Annotated in this window: 14 protein-coding genes and 1 tRNA gene; 11 read left to right on the forward strand and 4 right to left on the reverse strand. The window is 46.7% G+C overall.

The window, feature by feature from the left end; all coding sequences use genetic code 11:
• Nucleotides 1-4,320, reverse strand: a complete 4,320-nt coding sequence (locus tag T491_RS0102730; protein WP_028902512.1) for a CusA/CzcA family heavy metal efflux RND transporter — start codon at nt 4,318-4,320, stop codon at nt 1-3.
• A gap of 232 nt (nt 4,321-4,552) precedes the next feature.
• On the opposite strand from T491_RS0102730, the gene T491_RS0102735 reads away from it, so the two are divergent.
• The 3 genes from T491_RS0102735 (at nt 4,553) to T491_RS0102750 (ending at nt 8,608) form a co-directional block, all read left to right on the forward strand.
• A complete protein-coding gene (locus T491_RS0102735) occupies nt 4,553-5,194 on the forward strand; it encodes a response regulator transcription factor (protein ID WP_028902513.1) in 642 nt (213 codons plus the stop codon).
• A 409-nt stretch (nt 5,195-5,603) separates the two neighbouring features.
• Nucleotides 5,604-7,445 (forward strand): helix-turn-helix domain-containing protein, encoded by a 1,842-nt coding sequence (locus T491_RS0102740; protein ID WP_028902514.1) that lies wholly within the window; start codon nt 5,604-5,606, stop codon nt 7,443-7,445.
• Between the two features lie 590 nt (nt 7,446-8,035).
• The gene (locus tag T491_RS0102750) at nt 8,036-8,608 is read left to right on the forward strand and encodes a hypothetical protein (RefSeq protein ID WP_155950002.1); all 573 of its coding nucleotides are present in this window, start codon (nt 8,036-8,038) and stop codon (nt 8,606-8,608) included.
• A 50-nt stretch (nt 8,609-8,658) separates the two neighbouring features.
• On the opposite strand, the gene rsmA is transcribed toward T491_RS0102750, so the two are convergent.
• Nucleotides 8,659-9,456 carry a 16S rRNA (adenine(1518)-N(6)/adenine(1519)-N(6))-dimethyltransferase RsmA gene (rsmA, locus tag T491_RS0102755; RefSeq protein WP_028902516.1) on the reverse strand — a complete coding sequence of 266 codons (798 nt, stop codon included), beginning with the start codon at nt 9,454-9,456 and terminating at the stop codon, nt 8,659-8,661.
• A 375-nt stretch (nt 9,457-9,831) separates the two neighbouring features.
• On the opposite strand from rsmA, the gene T491_RS0102765 reads away from it, so the two are divergent.
• The 5 genes from T491_RS0102765 (at nt 9,832) to T491_RS0102785 (ending at nt 15,880) form a co-directional block, all read left to right on the forward strand.
• A complete protein-coding gene (locus T491_RS0102765; protein WP_028902518.1) occupies nt 9,832-10,878 on the forward strand; it encodes a lysylphosphatidylglycerol synthase transmembrane domain-containing protein in 1,047 nt (348 codons plus the stop codon).
• Between the two features lie 2 nt (nt 10,879-10,880).
• A complete protein-coding gene (locus T491_RS0102770; protein ID WP_028902519.1) occupies nt 10,881-12,338 on the forward strand; it encodes an aminoacyl-histidine dipeptidase in 1,458 nt (485 codons plus the stop codon).
• 185 nt (nt 12,339-12,523) lie between these two features.
• Entirely contained in the window at nt 12,524-13,450 is a 927-nt protein-coding gene (locus T491_RS0102775; RefSeq protein WP_028902520.1) for a magnesium transporter CorA family protein, read from the forward strand.
• 121 nt (nt 13,451-13,571) lie between these two features.
• Nucleotides 13,572-15,398 (forward strand): DUF349 domain-containing protein, encoded by a 1,827-nt coding sequence (locus tag T491_RS0102780; protein ID WP_028902521.1) that lies wholly within the window; start codon nt 13,572-13,574, stop codon nt 15,396-15,398.
• A 5-nt stretch (nt 15,399-15,403) separates the two neighbouring features.
• Nucleotides 15,404-15,880 (forward strand): nucleoside deaminase, encoded by a 477-nt coding sequence (locus T491_RS0102785; protein ID WP_197018783.1) that lies wholly within the window; start codon nt 15,404-15,406, stop codon nt 15,878-15,880.
• Between the two features lie 36 nt (nt 15,881-15,916).
• On the opposite strand, the gene T491_RS0102790 is transcribed toward T491_RS0102785, so the two are convergent.
• Nucleotides 15,917-15,987, reverse strand: a tRNA-Gln gene (locus tag T491_RS0102790).
• 178 nt (nt 15,988-16,165) lie between these two features.
• Between T491_RS0102790 and rsfS the strand changes: the two genes are divergently transcribed.
• The 3 genes from rsfS to T491_RS0102805 are packed head-to-tail and all read left to right on the forward strand — an operon-like array spanning nt 16,166 to nt 19,442.
• Nucleotides 16,166-16,516 carry a ribosome silencing factor gene (gene rsfS / locus T491_RS0102795; RefSeq protein ID WP_028902523.1) on the forward strand — a complete coding sequence of 117 codons (351 nt, stop codon included), beginning with the start codon at nt 16,166-16,168 and terminating at the stop codon, nt 16,514-16,516.
• 18 nt (nt 16,517-16,534) lie between these two features.
• Nucleotides 16,535-18,598 carry an ATP-dependent zinc metalloprotease FtsH gene (ftsH, locus tag T491_RS0102800; protein WP_028902524.1) on the forward strand — a complete coding sequence of 688 codons (2,064 nt, stop codon included), beginning with the start codon at nt 16,535-16,537 and terminating at the stop codon, nt 18,596-18,598.
• The gene (locus T491_RS0102805; protein WP_028902525.1) at nt 18,591-19,442 is read left to right on the forward strand and encodes a phosphatidate cytidylyltransferase; all 852 of its coding nucleotides are present in this window, start codon (nt 18,591-18,593) and stop codon (nt 19,440-19,442) included. Before ftsH ends, T491_RS0102805 begins: the two co-directional genes overlap by 8 nt.
• Here T491_RS0102805 and T491_RS0102810 read toward each other — a convergent pair.
• On the reverse strand, nt 19,434-19,904 hold the full coding sequence (locus T491_RS0102810) for a hypothetical protein (protein WP_028902526.1): 471 nt from the start codon (nt 19,902-19,904) through the stop codon (nt 19,434-19,436). The two genes, T491_RS0102805 and T491_RS0102810, sit on opposite strands and share 9 nt — an antisense overlap.
• Nucleotides 19,905-19,967: the final 63 nt, after the last annotated feature.

The following is a 19,967-nucleotide window of genomic DNA, read 5'->3' on the forward strand; positions in this document are numbered from 1 at the left end:
CTAAAAATAAATTAAGTTCATTCTGTTGTTAAGATATTCGCTATAGACGTCCCAAAAGTTAAGTTGCACTTGGGTAGCCTCTTTCATGTTGTTTATGAATTCTATGTAATCGGTAGCACCCTGATAATACGATTGGATGGTTACACGTTCTTGTTCAGCTGCTAATGGCAGTTCAACTTCGCGATAGTACTTCAGTTGCTCGCTCCATTTTCTGTCTGTCGCACTGAGACGTTTTAGTTTGTGGTACAATTGTGATCGGGTATGGTCTTGGCGAGCCTGCTCAGCAGCCAGTTGTAGCTTACCTGATTTTGCTTTGGCACCACGGGCCATGCTGAATAATGGCATACTCATTCCCACTTCATAGGTCCAGAACCCCGATTTGTTACCAATCTTCTGTGAGCCTCCCTGTAGGTAGAACTTAGGTAGATAATCTGCTTTTTCTGCTTTATTCTGTCGCTCAGTCAACTTCACTTTCTCGTTGGCCAACAGTAGTGCAGGATGATTCTCAATAGTAATTGGTTCGTCATCTATGATTAATTGGTATTCTGGTACATATTGGGTGTTATCGCCCAGCCATCGGTTAAGGTTCTGCAAGGCTATTGCCTCATCCTGTCGTGCCTGCTGGAGTGATAATATAGCACGATGCCACTGCTGCTGCGCACTGAGATATTCAAGTTTGGATGCTGCCTCTGTTTCATATCTTAACTTGGCTGCCTTCTCAAAATCACGATAGATAGAGTCTAAATGTTCATAGACCTCTGTACGCTGATGAGCTACGATGGCATTGGCATAATCGATCCCGACTTCATGCATCAGCTCGCGCTCTGCCACTTTGGTTTCTGCCTCAGCTGTTTTTGTCTGTTGACTCAGAAATCCTTTCTTGGCGCCAATACTCAGGATGTCGAAGTTCTGACGGACGGCAATGAGTGTGTATGTTGCCTCGTTACCATTACCGATTTCCTCGCCACCAGTAGATATCTCTGTTTCGCCTATATCAAAAGCTGACTGATTAAGTGCTTGTTGACTTTCGGCGTTGAGACGTGCTGCTCGCATGGTGGGATAGTTCTGGATGGCCTTCTGTTGAGCCTCTTGCAGACTGATGGTTTGTGCGCCTGCTGTTGAAGGCATTATCAGCATACATGCTAACAGAATGGCTGTTATAGCTTTCTTTGTCATCTTTTTGGGGTTTGTTCTTTCTTCAAATGCATATAATATGGGTACAACAATCAATGTCAGAATGGTGGCGGAAAAGAGGCCGCCGATGACCACTGTGGCCAATGGGCGTTGCACTTCGGCACCTGCTGACCCCGAAACGGCCATGGGCAGAAATCCAAGCATGGCGGCAGTTGCAGTGAGTAAAATAGGACGTAAGCGCTCACGTGTGCCTTTGATAATGCACTCGCGGACATCACTAATTCCTATTTCCCGTAACGAGTTGAAACGGTTGATCAGCACCAATCCGTTGAGTACTGCCACGCCGAAGAGTACGATAAATCCAATACCTGCTGATATGCTGAATGGCATACCTCTCAGGGCTAAAGCTAATACACCGCCAATGCTGGCCAATGGTACTGCCATATAAATCATGAGTGCTTGGCGTACGGACTTGAGAGCTAAGTACAGTAGCACAAATATCAGTAACAGGGCAATGGGCATCACGATGGTCATGCGGTTTCGTGCATCCTGCAGGTTTTGGAATTCACCGCCATAAGTGATATGATAGCCTGTAGGCATCTTCAACTGCTGGTCAAGTCGCTGTTGTATCTCATCAACCAGTGATTGTACATCCCTGCCACGTACATTCACTCCTACATAGATGCGGCGTGAAGCCCGGTCACGACTAATCTGCATGGGACCGTACTCATAGTCGATTTCGGCCACCTCCTTCAGGGGTATTAATGAGCCATCGGGCAGGTCAACATAGAGATTCTGTATATCCTTAATGCTCTGACGTTCTTTTTGATCAAGTCGGATAACCATGTCGAAACGCTTTTCGCCTTCGAAGATGACGCCAGCCTTGGCACCTGCAAAAGCGGCCGATATGTGATTGTTGAGTTTGTCAATGTCAAGACCATATCGGGCTACCCGTTCGCGATCATACTTTGCGGTAATAAGGGGCAGTCCTGCTGTGCGTTCCAAGGCCACATCCTCTGCACCGTTTATCCTGCTGATGATATTCACCATCTTTTCACCGATAGCGTTCAGTGTGTCAAGGTCTTCACCATACACTTTCACGGCAATATCCTCACGAACACCTGTCAGGAGCTCATTGAAACGCAGAGCTACAGGTTGTGAGAAAGAGAAATTCAAACCTGGCAGAGTGTTCAGTTTTTCGAGCATCCTTTCGATAAGTTCTTCCTTTGTCTGGGCATTCTTCCATTTGCTTTTGTCCTTCTCAAGGATGATAAATGAGTCAGTATAGTCAAAACCCATCGGGTCGGTTGGTATATCGGCTACACCGATGCGAGCACAAACAGTCTTGATTTCAGGAAAGTTTTTCAGTAGCAGACGTTCAACTTCCTCCTCGCGTTTGATGGTCTCATCCAGCGAACTGCCTGGACGTAGGAATGTCTGCATAGCAATATCGCCTTCATCAAGTTCGGGTATAAACTCGCCACCCATCCGGCTGAAGATGATGCCTGTAATGATGAACAAAACAACTGCCATCGCAACAATCCAACGTTTATGTGTTAGTGAGTAGGTCAGTAGCGGTTGGTAGCCTGACTGTATAGCCTGCATCATTTTTCCACTCCATCTTTCTAATGCTGATTCATATTTTGCTATCCTACTATGGGGATTCTTTATTGGACGCAGTAATAAATCAGAAACTACGGGAACGTAAACCAGACAGAGAATGAGAGCGCCCAATACCGCAAAGGCAAAGGTATAGGCCATGGGTTGGAACATTTTCCCGCTGACACCAGAGAGAAAGAGAATGGGTGTGAACACTATCAGGATAATTAGCTGTCCGAAGAAGGCTGAATCCATCATCGTTGAAGCACTCTCGTAACTGATACGATCCATATCTGTTGCCGTTTGTCCTGTACGCTTGTCGTAAATCAGGCGCTCCACCTTGTGTACGATGCCTTCGACTATGATGACTGCACCATCTACAATGATTCCAAAGTCGATAGCACCAAGGCTCATCAGATTTGCTGATACATTGAATAATCTCATCATGATGAAGGCAAAGAGCAAAGCCAACGGGATGACCGATGCTGCGATAATGCCGCCACGTACACTTCCCAGGAGTAGCACCAGTACGAAGATGACTATCAAAGCTCCCTCAATCAGGTTGCGGGCAATGGTGCTGGTGGTACGTTCTATGAGATTGCTGCGGTCGAGGAATGGCTTGATTTCGATATCGGCAGGGATGCTTTTCTGTACTTCCTGTATACGCTCTTTGACGGCGGTTACCACCTTGTCGGCGTTTGCTCCCTTTAACATCAGTATCATACCACCCACTGCTTCGTGGCCGTTCTGGGTAAAGGCTCCGTAACGTACCTGATGACCAAAGCGCACATCCTCTGCTACATCACTGATGAGTACGGGTACGCCGCCCTCGTTCTTCACTACAATAGCCTTGATGTCATCAACAGACTTGACTAATCCCTCGCCTCGGATAAAGCTTGCCATGTGGTTCTTCTCGATATAGGCACCACCTGTATTCACATTGTTTTTGCAAAGGGCATTGAAGACCTCCTGCATGGTCACATGTCGCGAGAATAGCTGCTCCGAACTGAGTGCAATTTCATATTGTTTGATACTGCCGCCAAATGAGTTGACATCTACTACACCAGGAATCATCGATAGCTGACGCTTTACTACCCAATCCTGCATGGTGCGTAGCTCCTGAGGTGTGTATTTCGAAGGATTCTTAGGTTGTAACGTGTACTGGTAAATTTCGCCAAGCCCCGTAGTGATAGGACCCATTTCCGGCTTACCAAAGCCTTCCGGAATCTGTTCCTCCACCTCGTCCAGTTTTTCCTTTACCAACTGCCGAGGCAGGTAAGTTCCCATATCCTCCTTGAACACCACTGTAACAACCGACAGACCGAAACGTGATACAGAACGGATATCTTCAACACCTGGTAGATTCGACATAGCCAGTTCTACGGGATAAGTAATAAACTGCTCGATATCGAGCGTTGAAAGATTTGGTGACGACGTAATCACTTGTACCTGATTATCTGTGATATCAGGTGTCGAGTCAACATTGATCGTGTTCATACTGTAAAGGCCGCCACCAATAATAATCACCAATAGTAGTAGCACAATAAACTTGTGACTGATGGAATAGTATATTATCTTATTAATCATACTTTTAGTTTAATTTCGGCTGCAAAGGTATTACAATAAGAATGCAACTCGGTTGCAAAGTGGTGCCTTTTGTGTGCATATAGAATATTATTCTACTACCCCGATTATTATGCTCTGAAATTAAAAAAACAATCTAATATTTCTCCGATCAAAGATATATTCTCTAAATATCGATAGATATTTGGATGTATTATCTATTCTTTGTACCTTTGCACTCAAAATCAGAACAGTTATGGCAAAGTATATTATAGCAGATAATCAAGAGATAACAAGGTTCGCTATCGACAGCCTGCTGCGTAAGGATGAGGCGAACCAGATATTTCGGGCGTCAGACAAAACTAGTCTGATAGCTCAGTTAAAGGAGCATGAGCATGCCGTGGTGATACTTGACTACACGTTGTTTGATTTTGCCGATGAGGACCAGTTGCTGATTGTCAGCGAGAGGTTCGCTCTCTCACAGTGGCTCCTGATCAGTGATGAGCTGACGCCACAGTTCCTGCGTCGCGTCATCTATTCCTCGCATCAGTTCAGCATAGTGTTCAAGGATGGTCCGATGAAGGATCTGCGTGATGCCTTGCATGCCATTAGTCGTCATGAGCGTTTTATCAGTCAGCGCGCACTCGAAGTTATCATCACTCAGCAGAATGAAGAAGAGAAACCCGATATTCTGACAGCAACCGAATCCGAGATTGTAAAAGCCATCGCCCAGGGTAAAACAACCAAAGAGATTGCCGAGGAACGATTCTCAAGCATCCATACCATTACCACCCATCGTAAGAATATCTTCCGAAAGTTAGGGGTTAATACGGCTCACGAGGTTATTAAGTATGCCATCCGTGCTGGTCTTGTTGATCCATCGGAGTTCTATATTTAATGTAACGATTAGCCCCAGGCCTTTGTCAGCAAATGGCGTCTGACGTTGGTCTGGGGCTCGCGTCTGCAGTTGGCGTTTTTTCGTTCCATATAACAACTGCGACATTGTCAAAAGGATAATTGATTATTAGGTTATATTTTATTGATAAAGAAAGGACGTTTCAACTTTCCGAGTGCAAAGGTATAGCAAAAAATCCGTTCCCACAAGAGCTTAGACAAATGGTCGGGCGGTTTCAGACAAATCGTCGGATAAAGCAGACAATCGGTCGGATAAAACGACAGGTTGTCGGACGATTCGTAGGCATTTTTGTCGTCTACGTCAAGAAAACATGGGTAAAAAGTGCAATAAAACTTGGATTTATTTTAAGGTTTTTAAAATATTGTGTACCTTTGCACCCGTAAAACTATAGATGATGAGAAATATTAAGTATATATATATAATAGGTGTAGTTACTCTTCTTACTATGCTCGCAGCTTGTGGCAGTAAGCGCAGTGAGAAACAGGGCCGCATTCCAGAAAAGATGATTCGCACACATGGCGATAGTATTGCACTGGCTGCCAGGTTTTCCGGCGACTTTAAGCATTTCCTTGCTGTTACAGATAGTCTGGCAGCTATTGGTGAACTCTCGCCGATACGCGCCGAAGGCTATCGTGGCGTAGCCTATTTCCAGATGGGACAGATGGATAAGTGCATCGAGTGTTTCCGTCGCGTCGTTGCGATCGAGAATCCTCCTGCCGAGGACTTCTGGGAGTATATCCACGCCGGAACTAACCTCGTCATCATGCTGACTACCGATCGCGATTACGACAACGCCATGCGTACAGCTCTCCGCCTTATCGACAAGTTGAAGAGTGTGGACGGTTCTAATCGTCCATCCGAATTACAGACACTCTACCTGAGTCTTGGCGACACGCAGATGATGCTTGAGCGTCATGATGAGGCTGCTAAAAGCTATGCCGAGGCGTACAAGTGGGTATTGCAAACGCCTAACGACTCAACGAACCGTGGAATAGCTGCCAGCATACAAACCCTTGAGAATATTGCTGTTACACATCTCCATCATAAACTTGATGAGGCTGGTGTGTGGGTCGACCGTATGGACTCGCTGGTTACTCTCTATGAGAAGCAGCCTAAGCCGATTGAAAAAGAGGTGAAGACGCTGCGTGCCTTGGTATTACTCCATCGTGCAGAGGTGTGCCAGATGCGTGGTCAGATAGCCGATGCCTACCACAATTATGCCGCCTATTCTAGTACCGACTTCGGACAGAGTATCGAAGGTCGCATTAATGGTTGCGATTATCTGGTGGCAGCCCGTCGCTATTCCGAGGCAGCTGATAACTATATGCATTTAGATCAGTTTATCAGGGATTGGGGCTATGAGTACGATCTGGAAACTATCGGTAATAACCTCTTGCCCAAGTTACGTGCTAACTACCACGCCGGACGTCGTGACTCTGCCCTCCGAGTGGCTATGCAGATATCCGAGGTTTACGATTCTGCCCTCGTACATCAGAAGCGTAGTGAATCGGCTGAGCTCGCTACCATCTATGACACCCAGGGAAAGGAGCGCCAGATAGCAGAGCAGCGTGCCCAGAACCGTTTCGTCACAACTATCAGTATGGCTGTCACTACTGCGTCGTTGCTTATTCTGGCCTTAGGGCTTTATGCCTTTCTGCAGTGGCGCATCACCAAGCGTCGCAACCGTATTCTGGCCCGTCAGATTACTGAGGCAGTAGAGTATAAGGAGAAGTACAGGGCTTTGAAACAGGCTCAGCAGGAGAGGAAGGAGCAGGAAGCTGAGGTGTCTGATCCTCCTGCTCAAAACAGTCGAATTGCTGATCCGGCAGAACAGGCTGATACAACCACTATTGGAGCGGGACTCTGCATCTCTGATTTTACCACACTTACCGATGAACAACTGTTTCTGTGTCTGCGCGATCTGATTGAGAATGAAAAGCTGTTCCTGCAGCCAGAGTTCGGACGCCAGTCGCTCATCGATCGTACCGGGTTGTCGAAGGAACGTATCGGAGCTGCCTTCTCGCAGGGGAGCGATAGTGTGTCGTTGCCGGCATACGTCCGTGAACTGCGTCTTGATTATGCTGTAAGTTTGATGAACAGTCAGCCCGAACTGAACGTTGAACAAGTGAGTCAGGCCAGCGGATTTACCAGTGCCGACACCTTCACCCGCAACTTCCGCGCTAAGTATGGCATGACGCCAACAACCTATAAACAAACGAATTACAACCCGTAGAACCATCCGACGTCATGTCGTTTGGTCCGATAATTCGTCGTTTTATCCGACGATTTGTCTGAAAGCGTCCGACCATTTGTCTGTGCTCTTGTGGGCACAGACTTTTTGTTTTATCTTTGCACCCGGAAATGTGAAACTCGTAATTGCATATGGAAACAAATCTGTTGATTCTGATGGGCTTTGCCATTGTGGTGTTAGCAATGATTGTAAGATTGTGGGTCCTCGATATGAACCACAATGGTAATAACTTATAAACAATATAAACGATGAAAAAAACTCTGTTAGTAATAATATATTTCTAAGATATGGAAACAACTCTGATGATATTGGTGTTCTTCACCTTAGTGGTACTTGTCATGGCTATACAGTTGATGACACTCGACGAACCCCGTAGTAATAGAAGGTATAACAAGTGATACAATAAATGTTGAGAGTATGGAAATAGTTCTGATAATGCTGTTAGCCATAGCAATAGTGTTGTTTGTTATTGTTGTGGGAATGTTAGTGCACGATATGAGTACTTAGCATGGCGAACTGTCATATTCGCAATGGTCTATGAAGAAAAATATGTTTATTAAACAGATACAGTCATGAAAAAGTTCTTTTTAATGGTGGTAGCTGTCATGATGGCTACGATGAGCGCTGATGCTCAGGACAAGAAAAATGAAATCGGTGTGTTTCACGGTATTGAGTCGGCCTCAAATGTTGTCTCGTACGTTACAAGTGGGTTCGCTGCCGCTGCTGGCGACCAGAGTTCATGGTGGGGTCCTGTCGGTGTCGAGTACTATTACCATATCTCGCCGGTTGTGGCTGTAGGTGGTGTGGCAGTATTTGCAGGTTGTGATGCTGTGGACAATGAAACCAAAACGAAGGATTTGAATGAGACGTTCATCACAGTGATGCCTTCGGTAAAGTTCAACTGGTTGCGTAAAAAGGCGTTTGGCATGTATTCGGCTCTCTCTGCCGGTGTGATGTTTGCTTCAGTCTCTGTCGAGGGCGAAGCTAAGGCTCAAGATCCGAATGCCAAGGATGAGACACTCACCACATTCATGTTTCAGGCTACAGCCCTGGGTATCGAGTTTGGCGGCAATGTCCGCGGATTTGTTGAGGCTGGTGCGGGCGAGAAAGGCATACTCTGTGCCGGTTTGCGCTATAGGTTCTAATCCTTTGTGCATCTATACGCTAATTGAAACGTTATTAAGATACAAGGTTGCTACTGTGTAATAGCAGTGGCAACCTTGTTAGTGAGTTCGATAAACTCGGGGATGGAGAGCTGCTCAGGGCGGCGCGTCATCATCTCGTCGTCGAAGAAACCTGCAGGGGCTGGGTGGTTGGCGTCGAAAATCTGGCGTAGTGATACGCGTAGCATCTTACGACGCTGGTTGAAGGTGGCTTTGACCACGCGACGGAATAACTGCTCGTCGCACCCCAGGTCGGTCACCTCGTTACGCGTCATGCGGATCACGGCACTTTGTACCTTGGGCGGTGGATTGAACACGCCTGGCTCTACGGTGAACAGGTATTCTACGTTATACCATGCCTGAATGAGTACCGACAGAATGCCGTACTGCTTGTTGCCGGGTTGCGATGCCATACGGACAGCTACCTCGTGCTGAATCATACCTGTACAGCAGGGTATGAGGTCCTTGTTGTCGAGCATCTTGAAGAATATCTGTGAAGAAATGTCGTAAGGGTAGTTGCCGGTGAGCACAAACTGCTGCCCGTCGAACACCTCGTGCAGGTCCATGCGTAGAAAGTCGCCACCAATGATGTTGTCGTTGAGGCGTGGGAAATGTTCCTGTAGATAGGCAACACTCTCACGGTCAATCTCGACCACCTTGAAGGGACGAGGCTTTTCAACCAGATACTGCGTCATCACACCCATGCCAGGGCCGACTTCGAGAACAGGGATGTCGGGACAGGCATCAACGGTGTCGGCAATGCGCTTGGCGATATTCAAGTCGGTCAGGAAATGCTGACCGAGGTTTTTCTTGGGTCTTACTTGCTTCATGGCGACAAAGATACGAATAAACGAGAGAAAAACAAAATAAATCGTGATTTTTCTAAATCTGACACAAAAAAATCGCAGATTGATTAAATCTGCGACTACCTTTTACGTGTGTTTGATTACTTATTGTTGTCGATGTTAACAGCAACGGTTACTACCAGTGATACTGCTAATGCAAAGGCAGCCATGGTCATCAGTAAAAAACTTGTCTCTAATGTTACCATAATTAATTTCCTTTCTCTAATTCTTTATATGTTATCCTTAAAACCGCTGCAAAGGTACGGCTGTTTGCGCACACAGCCAAGTTTTTATGGGAAAAAGACCAAAAAAATGGGGTTTCGTTGACACGTATCAATTTTAATTTGTACTTTTGCAGTCATGGAATTAAAAAACATCATCAGTAGCATAGCTAAGGTGGTGCTGCCTTTTGTATTGGGTGGCGCTATCCTGTGGTGGATGTATCGGGGCGAGGATTTTTCATCGATTAGCCGTGTGCTGACAGAGGAGATGAATTGGACGTGGATGCTTCTTTCGTTTCCCTTTGGTATCCTGGCCCAGATGTTCCGAGGCTGGCGTTGGAAACAGACCTTGGATCCTATCGATGACTTGAGTCCCAGTACCACAGAAAAGGCTGCTGATGGGCAGAAGGTCAAGGCGCGCCATACCACTTGTATCTATGCGGTATTCATATCGTATGCTGCCAGTCTGGTGATTCCGCGCATCGGAGAGTTCTCGCGTTGTGCGATATTAAAGCGTTATGATGGCGTTTCGTTCTCGAAAGCCTTAGGCACTGTGGTCACCGAGCGCGCTGTCGATACACTGATTGTAATGCTCTATTCAGGTATCATCCTATTGCTTGAGATGAGCGTGTTTGGTACGTTCTTCCGTAAAACAGGTACTTCGATGGATCGTATCCTGAATGGTTTCTCACTGACAGGTTGGCTGGTAACGGCTATTTGTGGTGTGGCTGTGCTGATATTGCTACATCTGCTGCTGAAGAATTTCTCTATATATAATAAGGTGAAAATGACGTTAGGTGGTATCTGGGAGGGTGTACTCTCCTTGAAAAGGGTGAAGAACCTGCCACTCTATCTGTTTTTTTCTATCGGCATCTGGGTGATGTACTTCCTGCACTATTATCTCACGTTCTTCTGTTTCGACTTTACTGAGAACTTAGGACTGGGGTGTGCTCTGGTATCCTTTGTGGTGGCTAATTTCGCTGTAATCGTGCCTACCCCTAATGGGGCGGGACCTTGGCATTTCGCCATCAAGACCATGCTTATCCTTTATGGTGTAGCTGACGAACAGGCCTTGTGGTTCGTCCTGATTGTACATACCGTCCAGACCATGCTGGTCATCGTCTTGGGCATTTACGCTTGGGCTGCCTTGTTGTTTACAAAACGTTTAAACCCTAAAAAGATATAACTATGAGTGAAATTAAAAATCTCAACCCAACGTGCATCTGGAAGAATTTCTATGCACTGACTCAGGTTCCCCGTCCTTCTGGACATCTGGAGAAAGTACAGCAGTTCCTGCTTGATTTCGCTAAGCAGGCGGGGGTAGAGGCCTTTAAGGACCCTGCCGACAATATTGTGATGCGTAAACCCGCTACTCCTGGCATGGAGCATAAGAAAGGTGTCATCCTGCAGGCCCACATGGATATGGTGCCTCAGAAAACACCCGAGAGTACCCATAATTTTGAGACCGACCCCATCCAGCCATGGATTGATGGCGAGTGGGTGAAAGCTAAGGGTACTACCTTAGGTGCTGATAATGGTCTTGGTGTAGCTGCCATCATGGCCGTGATGGAGGATAAAACTCTGAAACATGGACCGATTGAAGCTCTGATTACGGCCGACGAGGAAACGGGTATGTTTGGTGCCAATGCTTTGCCCGCTGGTGAGTTGAACGGTGATATTCTGCTGAACCTCGACTCAGAATGTTGGGGTAAATTTGTGATTGGTAGTGCCGGTGGTATCGACGTAACTGCTACACTCGATTATAAAGAAGTGGAGACCGATGCTGATGATGCGGCTGTCAAGGTAACGGTGAAAGGACTGCGCGGTGGACACTCTGGACTGGAGATTCATGAGGGACGTGGCAATGCCAACAAACTGTTGGTTCGCCTGGTTCGCGAGGCCATCGAGGAGTGCGAGGCTCGTCTGGCTGGTTGGCAGGGTGGAAACATGCGTAATGCCATTCCTTTCAAGGCTGAGGCTGTACTCACCTTGCCTAAAGAGAACGTTGCAGCACTGAAGGAACTTGCCGCTGACTGGCAGGACGATTTCCAGGATGAATACAAAGGTATTGAGAGTGGCATCGAGGTACTCTGCGAGGAGGTGGAAACACCGAAGATGGAGGTACCCGTTGAGATTCAGGACAATCTGATTAATGCAATCTATGGCTGTCACGACGGTGTCATTCGTATGATTCCAAGCTATCCTACAGTCGTTGAAACATCGTCGAACCTTGCTATCATCAACATCGGCGAGGGTAAGGCTTCGCTGAAGATTCTGGCTCGTTCAAGTCGCGAGGATATGAAGGATTACATCGTGAAGACACTGGAGAGCTGCTTCAATATGGCTGGCATGAAGGTGGAGACTGCTGGCAGCTATGGCGGCTGGGATCCCAACCCGGAGAGTGAGATCCTGAATCTGCTCTGTAAGGAGTATAAGGCTCTGTTCGGTCAGGAGGGTATCATCCAGGTGGATCATGCCGGACTGGAGTGTTCAATCATCCTTGGAAAGTATCCACACCTGGATGTGGTTAGCTTCGGTCCTACAATGAAATCACCTCATACTACAACAGAGCGTGCACTCATTGCTACCGTTGAGCCTTTCTGGACACTCCTGAAGCGCACCCTCGAAGTGATTCCTGAGAAATAAAAAATAATTAAAAAACACGGATTTTGCTTGGCAGGTCCGTGTTTTTTAATTAACTTTGCAACCGATAAATCAAATATATACAAATTATGGACGATTACCCGGCGAATAGTAACAACTGTTAGGCTGGAGGATGGCAGGCAAGACCGCTAATCCTCTTGCCGCTAAACTCTTTAAGGATTAGCAAGATGAAGACATTCTGGAATACCCAAGGCGGGCTGAGCCAGCTCCAGGAGTGGCAGCCCAATTGCTGGATACAGGTGACATGTCCCACCGAAGATGACCAGCGCGAACTAGAAGAGAAATTTAATATCCCCGACTACTTCATGTCGGATATCAGCGATACCGATGAGCGTGCCCGTTACGAATACGATGATGGCTGGATGCTTATCATCCTCCGTATTCCTTATGTGAAGGAGGTTCGCTCAAGGACACCATATACCACTGTGCCCCTTGGAATCATTCACAAACGCGATGTTACCATCACCGTGTGTTTCTACGAAACCAATGTGATGATTGATTTTGTGAGCTTCCAGCAGAAGCGTGGTGAGGGCTTCACTGACCATGTAGATATGATATTCCGTCTGTTCCTGTCGAGTGCCGTATGGTATCTGAAGCGACTTAAGCAAATCTCTATGCTGGTCGACAAGGCAAAGCGTAACCTCGACAAGGAGGTGAACAACGAAAGTCTGATTGGACTGAGCCGTCTCCAGGATTCGCTGACGTATTTCCAAACCTCCATCCGTGGTAACGAGACTTTGTTGTCGAAACTGAAGTTCAAGTTACAGATCGACGAACTCGATGCTGATTTGATAGAGGACGTAAACATTGAGATGACACAGGCGCGCGAAACCACGATGATCTACTCAAACATTCTTGAGTCGACCATGGATACCTATCAGAGTATCATCAATAACAATATGAATACAGTGATGCGTACGCTTACCACGGTTACTATCCTTATGATGATTCCTACGCTTGTCACCTCCATGTTTGGCATGAACCTTGTAAATGGCATGGAGTCGAAGCCTTGGGGATTTATCTTGGCAGTCATCATTTCAGTGGCCGTTTCGGCCGTTGCATGGGGCGTTTTCAGGCATAAACGACTGGTTTAAGCCCTAAAACAGCAAAAAAACGCCAAAAAATTAGGTTATTTAAATAATAATGCTTAATTTTGGCACCAAATGTGTGATGATGCTAAGCATCATTTATTCAGTAACTAAAAAGTATTAAATGATGGACTCTCAAGAGAATGCCCTCGAACTGGGTAAAAACGAAGAAGTAGTTAACGAGGAGGTTACCTCTCAAGTAGAAACAATCGAAAGCTCTGAATCTGTTGCCGAAGAGCCTGTGCGTCCCGTCTATGAGACAAAGGCTGATGTATTGCATCGTCTGCAGGACATTGCTCATGGTGAGGAAACACCACAAAAGGATGAAGTGGAATATCTGAAGACTTCGTTCTATAAGCTGCATGTAGCTGAGCGTGAAGCCAAGTTGAAGGAGTATCTCGATGCAGGTGGCGATCCTGAGCAGTATCAGTACACGCCTGATCCTGATGAAGAGTCGTTCAAGGCTGAGATGGGCATCATCAAGGAGCGTCGCGCAAAGGTGTTTAAGGAGCTGGAGGCAGAGAAGCAGGATAATCTCGCCAAGAAGTTGGCTATCATCGATCGCATCAAGGCTATGGTGACTACTCCCGATGAGGCTAACAAGAACTACAAGGAGTTCAAAACGCTACAGGATCAGTGGCGCGAAATAAAGAATGTACCTGCTGATAAGGCCAACGAACTGTGGCGCAATTATCAGCTTTACGTAGAACAGTTCTATGATATGCTTCGTTTGAACAGCGAAGCTCGTGAATATGATTTTAAGAAGAATCTTGGACTGAAGACCGCTCTCTGTGAGGCCGCCGAGAAACTGGCTGACGAGGAAGATGTAATCAGTGCATTCCATCAGTTGCAGAAGTTGCATCAGGAATATCGTGAGATTGGTCCTGTTGCCAAAGAGCAGCGTGAGGAGATCTGGAATCGTTTCAAGGCAGCTTCAAGTGTCATCAATAAGCGCCATCAGCAGCATTTTGAGAGTGTTCGTGCCAAGGAAGAAGACAATCTGGCCCGTAAGACTGTGCTCTGCGAGAAGGTTGAGGCCATTGCAGCAGAGGAAAACAAGGGTAGCGGTGACTGGGAAAAGCATACGAAGCAGATTATTGATATCCAGACAGAGTGGAAGACCATTGGTTTTGCTCCTCAGAAGATGAATGTCAAGATCTTTGAGCGTTTCCGTGCTGCTTGCGATGATTTCTTCGGTCGTAAGGCTGCTTATTTCAAAGGACTGAAGGATACTTTCAAGGAGAATGCCGATAAGAAACGTGCACTGATCGAGAAAGCAAAGTCGCTGCAGGATTCTACTGACTGGAAATCTACCAGCGATAAGTTTATTGCCCTGCAGAAAGAGTGGAAAACCATTGGTATGGTGCCCAAGAAGTTGGGTGACCAGCTGTGGGAGGAGTTTCTGGGAGTCTGCAATACTTTCTTCGAAGCACGTAATGCCGCAGGTGCTGGTCAGCGCGGCGAGGAGCGCGAGAACTTGGAGAAGAAGCAGAGCATCATAGAGCAGTTGAAGGCACTTGCTGCTGAGGCTGGTGAGGACGTTGCTGAGAAAGTACAGAAACTTGTTGAGGAATACAACGCCGTTGGTCACGTACCTTATAAAGAAAAGGATAAGCTCTATAAGGAGTTCCATGCTGTGCTTGATAAGCTCTATAAGGATCTGAACATCAGTGTGGCTAAGCGAAAACTGAGCAACTTTAAGCAGAATCTGAAGCAGGTGGCTGAACGTGGTGAGAATGCCCTCGATAATGAGCGCACACGTCTGTTCCGCCAGTATGAGAACCTGAAGTCGGAGATTCAAACCTATGAAAATAACCTTGGCTTCCTGAATGCCAGCTCAAAGAAGGGTAACAGTCTTATTGACGAGATGAACCGCAAGGTCCAGAAGTTGAAAGATGATATGAACCTGATTCGTGAGAAAATCAAGGCTATTGATGCGGAAAATAAACAATAGTGCGGATGATAACAGAACAAGATAAAAAGTTTATGAGAGAAGCCATCCGCCTCGCCAACGAAAGTGTTGAGCGAGGCGGTGGTCCCTTTGGTGCCGTCATCGTGCGGGATGGCGAGATTGTAGCCGGTAGTAGCAACAGTGTCACCATTGATAATGATCCTACGGCTCACGCAGAGGTGAATACCATCCGTGAGGCTTGTCGTAAACTTCGTACGTTCGACTTGTCGGGATGTACCATCTATACCTCGTGCGAGCCATGCCCCATGTGTTTGGGCGCAATCTACTGGGCTCGTATCGGTCGCATCTTCTATGGTAATACCCGTAAGGATGCCCGTGATATCCAGTTCGCCGACGACTTCATCTACGAAGAACTGGAGCGTCCGATGGATAAACGTACTGTTCCCATCACACCTCTCTTGCGTGATGAGGCCCTGCACACTTTCCGTCTATGGACTTCGAAAACGGATAAAATAGAGTATTAACAAAAAACGCTAAGCTTAATGCTTAGCGTTTTTTAGTTGGGGTACCCGGACTCGAACCAGGAAAGGCAGGACCAGAATCTGCAGTGTTACCATTACACCATACCCCAAAATGTTTTTGCTTGAGAACTCTCTTGCTCTGTTTTGCGGGTGCAAAGGTACTACTTTTTCTTGAACTACCAAAATTTTTTGGGGAAAAATTATAAAAAACCGCAAATTTTTCACTTTTTCTTTGTTTTTTGCCCAATTTGCACTACCTTTGCGAACAAAATAACAGATATTTTATTAATGATACAACTTGTAGAAACAATTAAAGAATCAATTCAGGAAAAAAAAGGTTGCAACATTGTTGTAGCCGACCTGACAAAAATAGAGGGAACTATCTGCCAGTACTTCGTTATCTGCACTGGTAATTCGCCAACACAGGTAGAGGCCATCGCTGAATCGATAGGCGATATGGTACGTGAGAAATTGGGTGAGAAACCTGCTCATGTGGTAGGATTAGAGAATGCTCAGTGGGTTGCTATGGACTATACGGACGTATTGGTACATATATTCTTGCCTGATGTGCGTGACTATTATGATCTGGAGCATTTGTGGGAGGATGCCCCGCTGACTAGAATCCCTGATCTTGACTAACTATATATAATAAGGTATATGGATAATAATCAGAAACCCAATAAGGATCGTGGCCCAAAGATGAATATGCCCAAGTTCAATATGAGCTGGATATACCTCATTGCAATTGCGGCCTTGGCACTGCTTTACTTTACTAATGGTGGTGCAGAAAACAGTAGCGTAGCCAAAACGGCCACATACAGCGAATTCAAGATGATGGTAGAACGTGGCTATGCCAAGAAGATTGTGGTGAATAAACCACAAAGCATTTTGCGTATGTATGTGAAGCCTGAGCACATTCGCGATGTGTTTAAACAGAGTACCAAGCAGACTGGGGTGGATCCCTATCTGGAAGTTGAATTCGGTAGTGTTGACCAAGTGGAGCAGTTTATTGCTAAGGCCAAGGAGGACAAGGTGTTTAGTGGCGACTTGGCTTTTGACAATAAACACGATAACGACTTCTTCTCGCTTATCTTCCCGAATCTGCTGTCCATCCTGTTTATCGTGGTTGTGTGGATATTCCTGATGCGCCGCATGGGCGGCGGAGGCGGCGGTGTTGGAGGCGGCATCTTTAACGTTGGCAAGAGCAAAGCCAAAATGTATGAAAAGGGTGGCGAGTTGGGCATTACGTTTAAAGATGTAGCCGGACAGGCTGGCGCTAAGCAGGAGATACAGGAGATTGTTGATTTCTTGAAGAATCCTCAGAAATATACCGACTTGGGTGGTAAGATACCCAAGGGAGCTCTGCTGGTAGGTCCTCCAGGAACCGGTAAGACCCTGTTGGCTAAGGCGGTTGCCGGTGAGGCTGGTGTTCCCTTCTTCTCGATGAGTGGTTCGGACTTCGTTGAGATGTTTGTGGGTGTAGGTGCATCACGTGTGCGTGACCTTTTCCAGCAGGCCAAGCAGAAGAGTCCATGTATCATTTTTATTGATGAGATTGACGCCGTAGGTCGTGCCCGTTCTAAAAACCCATCCATGGGTGGCAATGATGAGCGCGAGAATACATTGAATGCTCTGCTGACTGAGATGGATGGTTTTGGTACCAACAGCGGTGTGATTATATTGGCTGCTACCAACCGTGCTGACATGCTCGACTCGGCTTTGCTGCGTGCTGGTCGTTTTGACCGTCAGATTCATGTGGACCTGCCCGACCTGAACGAGCGTAAGGAAGTATTCAAGGTGCATCTGAAACCCGTGAAGATTGATGAGAGTGTGGATATCGACTTCCTGGCTCGTCAGACTCCTGGCTTCTCGGGTGCTGATATCGCTAACGTATGTAATGAGGCGGCTCTGATTGCTGCCCGTCACAATAGTCAGACGGTAACGAAGCAGGACTTCCTGGATGCCGTTGACCGTATTATTGGTGGACTGGAGAAGAAAACGAAAGTAATGACGCAGGCCGAGAAACGATCGATTGCTATCCATGAGGCAGGTCATGCCACAATCTCTTGGTTTACCGAATTTGCCAACCCATTGGTGAAGGTATCTATCGTACCACGTGGACAGGCCTTAGGTGCTGCTTGGTATCTGCCAGAGGAACGTGTGCTGCAGACTAAGGAGGCTATGCTTGATGAGATGTGCTCGCTGTTAGGTGGTCGTGCAGCCGAAGAACTGTTTGTGGGACATATCTCTACAGGTGCCATGAACGATCTGGAGCGTACCACCAAACAGGCTTATGGCATGATTGCTTATGCCGGTATGAGTGACAAGTTGCCCAATGTTTGCTACTATAATAATGCTGAGTACCAGTTCCAGAAACCTTATTCGGAGACAACCGCTAAGATTATGGACGATGAGGTGCTGCGTATGATTAATGAGCAGTACACGCGTGCTAAGCAGATATTGACTGAGCATAAGGAGGGCCACGCCCAGTTAGCACAGTTGCTGATTGACCGTGAGGTAATTTTTGCTGAAGATGTTGAGAAGATATTTGGCAAGCGCCCATGGACAAGTCGTGCTGAGGAACTGCTTGAGGCTCAGATGAAGGCTGATGCTGAGCGTATGGCCGAAGAGCGAGCTAAGGAGCTGGAGGCGGAAGCTAAGGCTGCTGAGCAGAAAGCATTAGAGAACAAAACCGAAGAAAAGGAGGATAAGGATGCGTAATTTTGTTGTAAGAACCATCACTGGAGTGCTGTTCGTTGCGGTGCTGGTGTGCAGTTTCCTGCGGCCTCAGGCTATGGTACTACTATTCGCGCTGATTACAGGTCTGACAATTTGGGAGTTTACTGGACTGGTGAATGATCGCGAGAAGGTTATGGTGAACCGCTTGATCTCAACTGTAGCAGGCGTGTATTTCTTTTTTGCTATGGCGGGTTTTACCAGCGAACTCACGCCGTCGGCAGTATTTATTCCGTATCTCGTATCAATCATCTATCTGATGGTGGCTGAGTTGTATCTAAAGAACGAGGATCCTATTCACAACTGGGCCTATACGATGATGGCACAGCTCTATATTGCTTTGCCATTCTCCTTGCTCAATACATTGGCATTCCATTCTACCCTGCAGGGTTTTGTGGCTTATGATGCTATACTGCCGTTATCGGTGTTCGTGTTTCTGTGGTTGAATGATACAGGAGCGTATCTGTGTGGTTCGCTATTAGGCAAACATAAACTCTTCCCCCGCATTTCGCCGGGAAAGAGTTGGGAAGGCAGTATCGGCGGTGGTATCTTGGTGATGGCCGTTGCCGTACTGGTAGGTTATCTCACTGATAAGTATCAGTTGAATCAGTTGGGATTGACAGCCATCGAGTGGGCTGGTCTTGGACTGACGGTTGTGGTGTTCGGTACCTGGGGCGATCTGGTAGAGAGCCTCTTCAAACGCACCTTAGGCATCAAGGATAGTGGTAATATCCTGCCAGGACATGGTGGTATGTTGGATCGTTTCGATTCCTCGTTGCTGGCAATCCCAGCAGCAGTTGTTTACCTCTATACCATCATGCTATTTTAACTGATAAAGTACACTGAGTGTAGGTTTATATGTATTTTCGAGGGTAAGGGTGATGAAACCGCCTTTATCCTCGAATTTTGCTATGCGGTGATCCTTTCCGTCTTTTAGCATGTTAGGCCAGGCGCCAATCTGTTTCTCGAATTCGTCATGCAACTGTTGCCACATCTTGCGGGTACTGTCATTGGTCGAGATGTAGTAGTTCTCCTGAAGTGCTTTCAGTGTGTCGTTCTTCTGAGCCAACATCAGGCGATAGTTAAGGTTGGGATTATACATCGACACTCTGGTGAAGTCGGAGTCGGAATGGGCTGAGTCAATTGCAAAACCACGGGCAGTCAGAGAATCGCAGAATGTTTTGAATGGCATACCCATCGACAGGCCACGATAGTTGAGAGATTGTTTCTCTCCGTTTCCACAAGCACAAAGTGCTACGATTGCCATTGCGGCAACAAGTAATTTTTTCATAATCTTGAGTTTTTTGTCATTATCGGGGGCAAAGATAGGTATTTTTTTGGAGTTTCCAAAAAA

Source organism: Prevotella sp. P6B4, from assembly GCF_000619985.1.
Lineage (GTDB): Bacteria > Bacteroidota > Bacteroidia > Bacteroidales > Bacteroidaceae > Prevotella.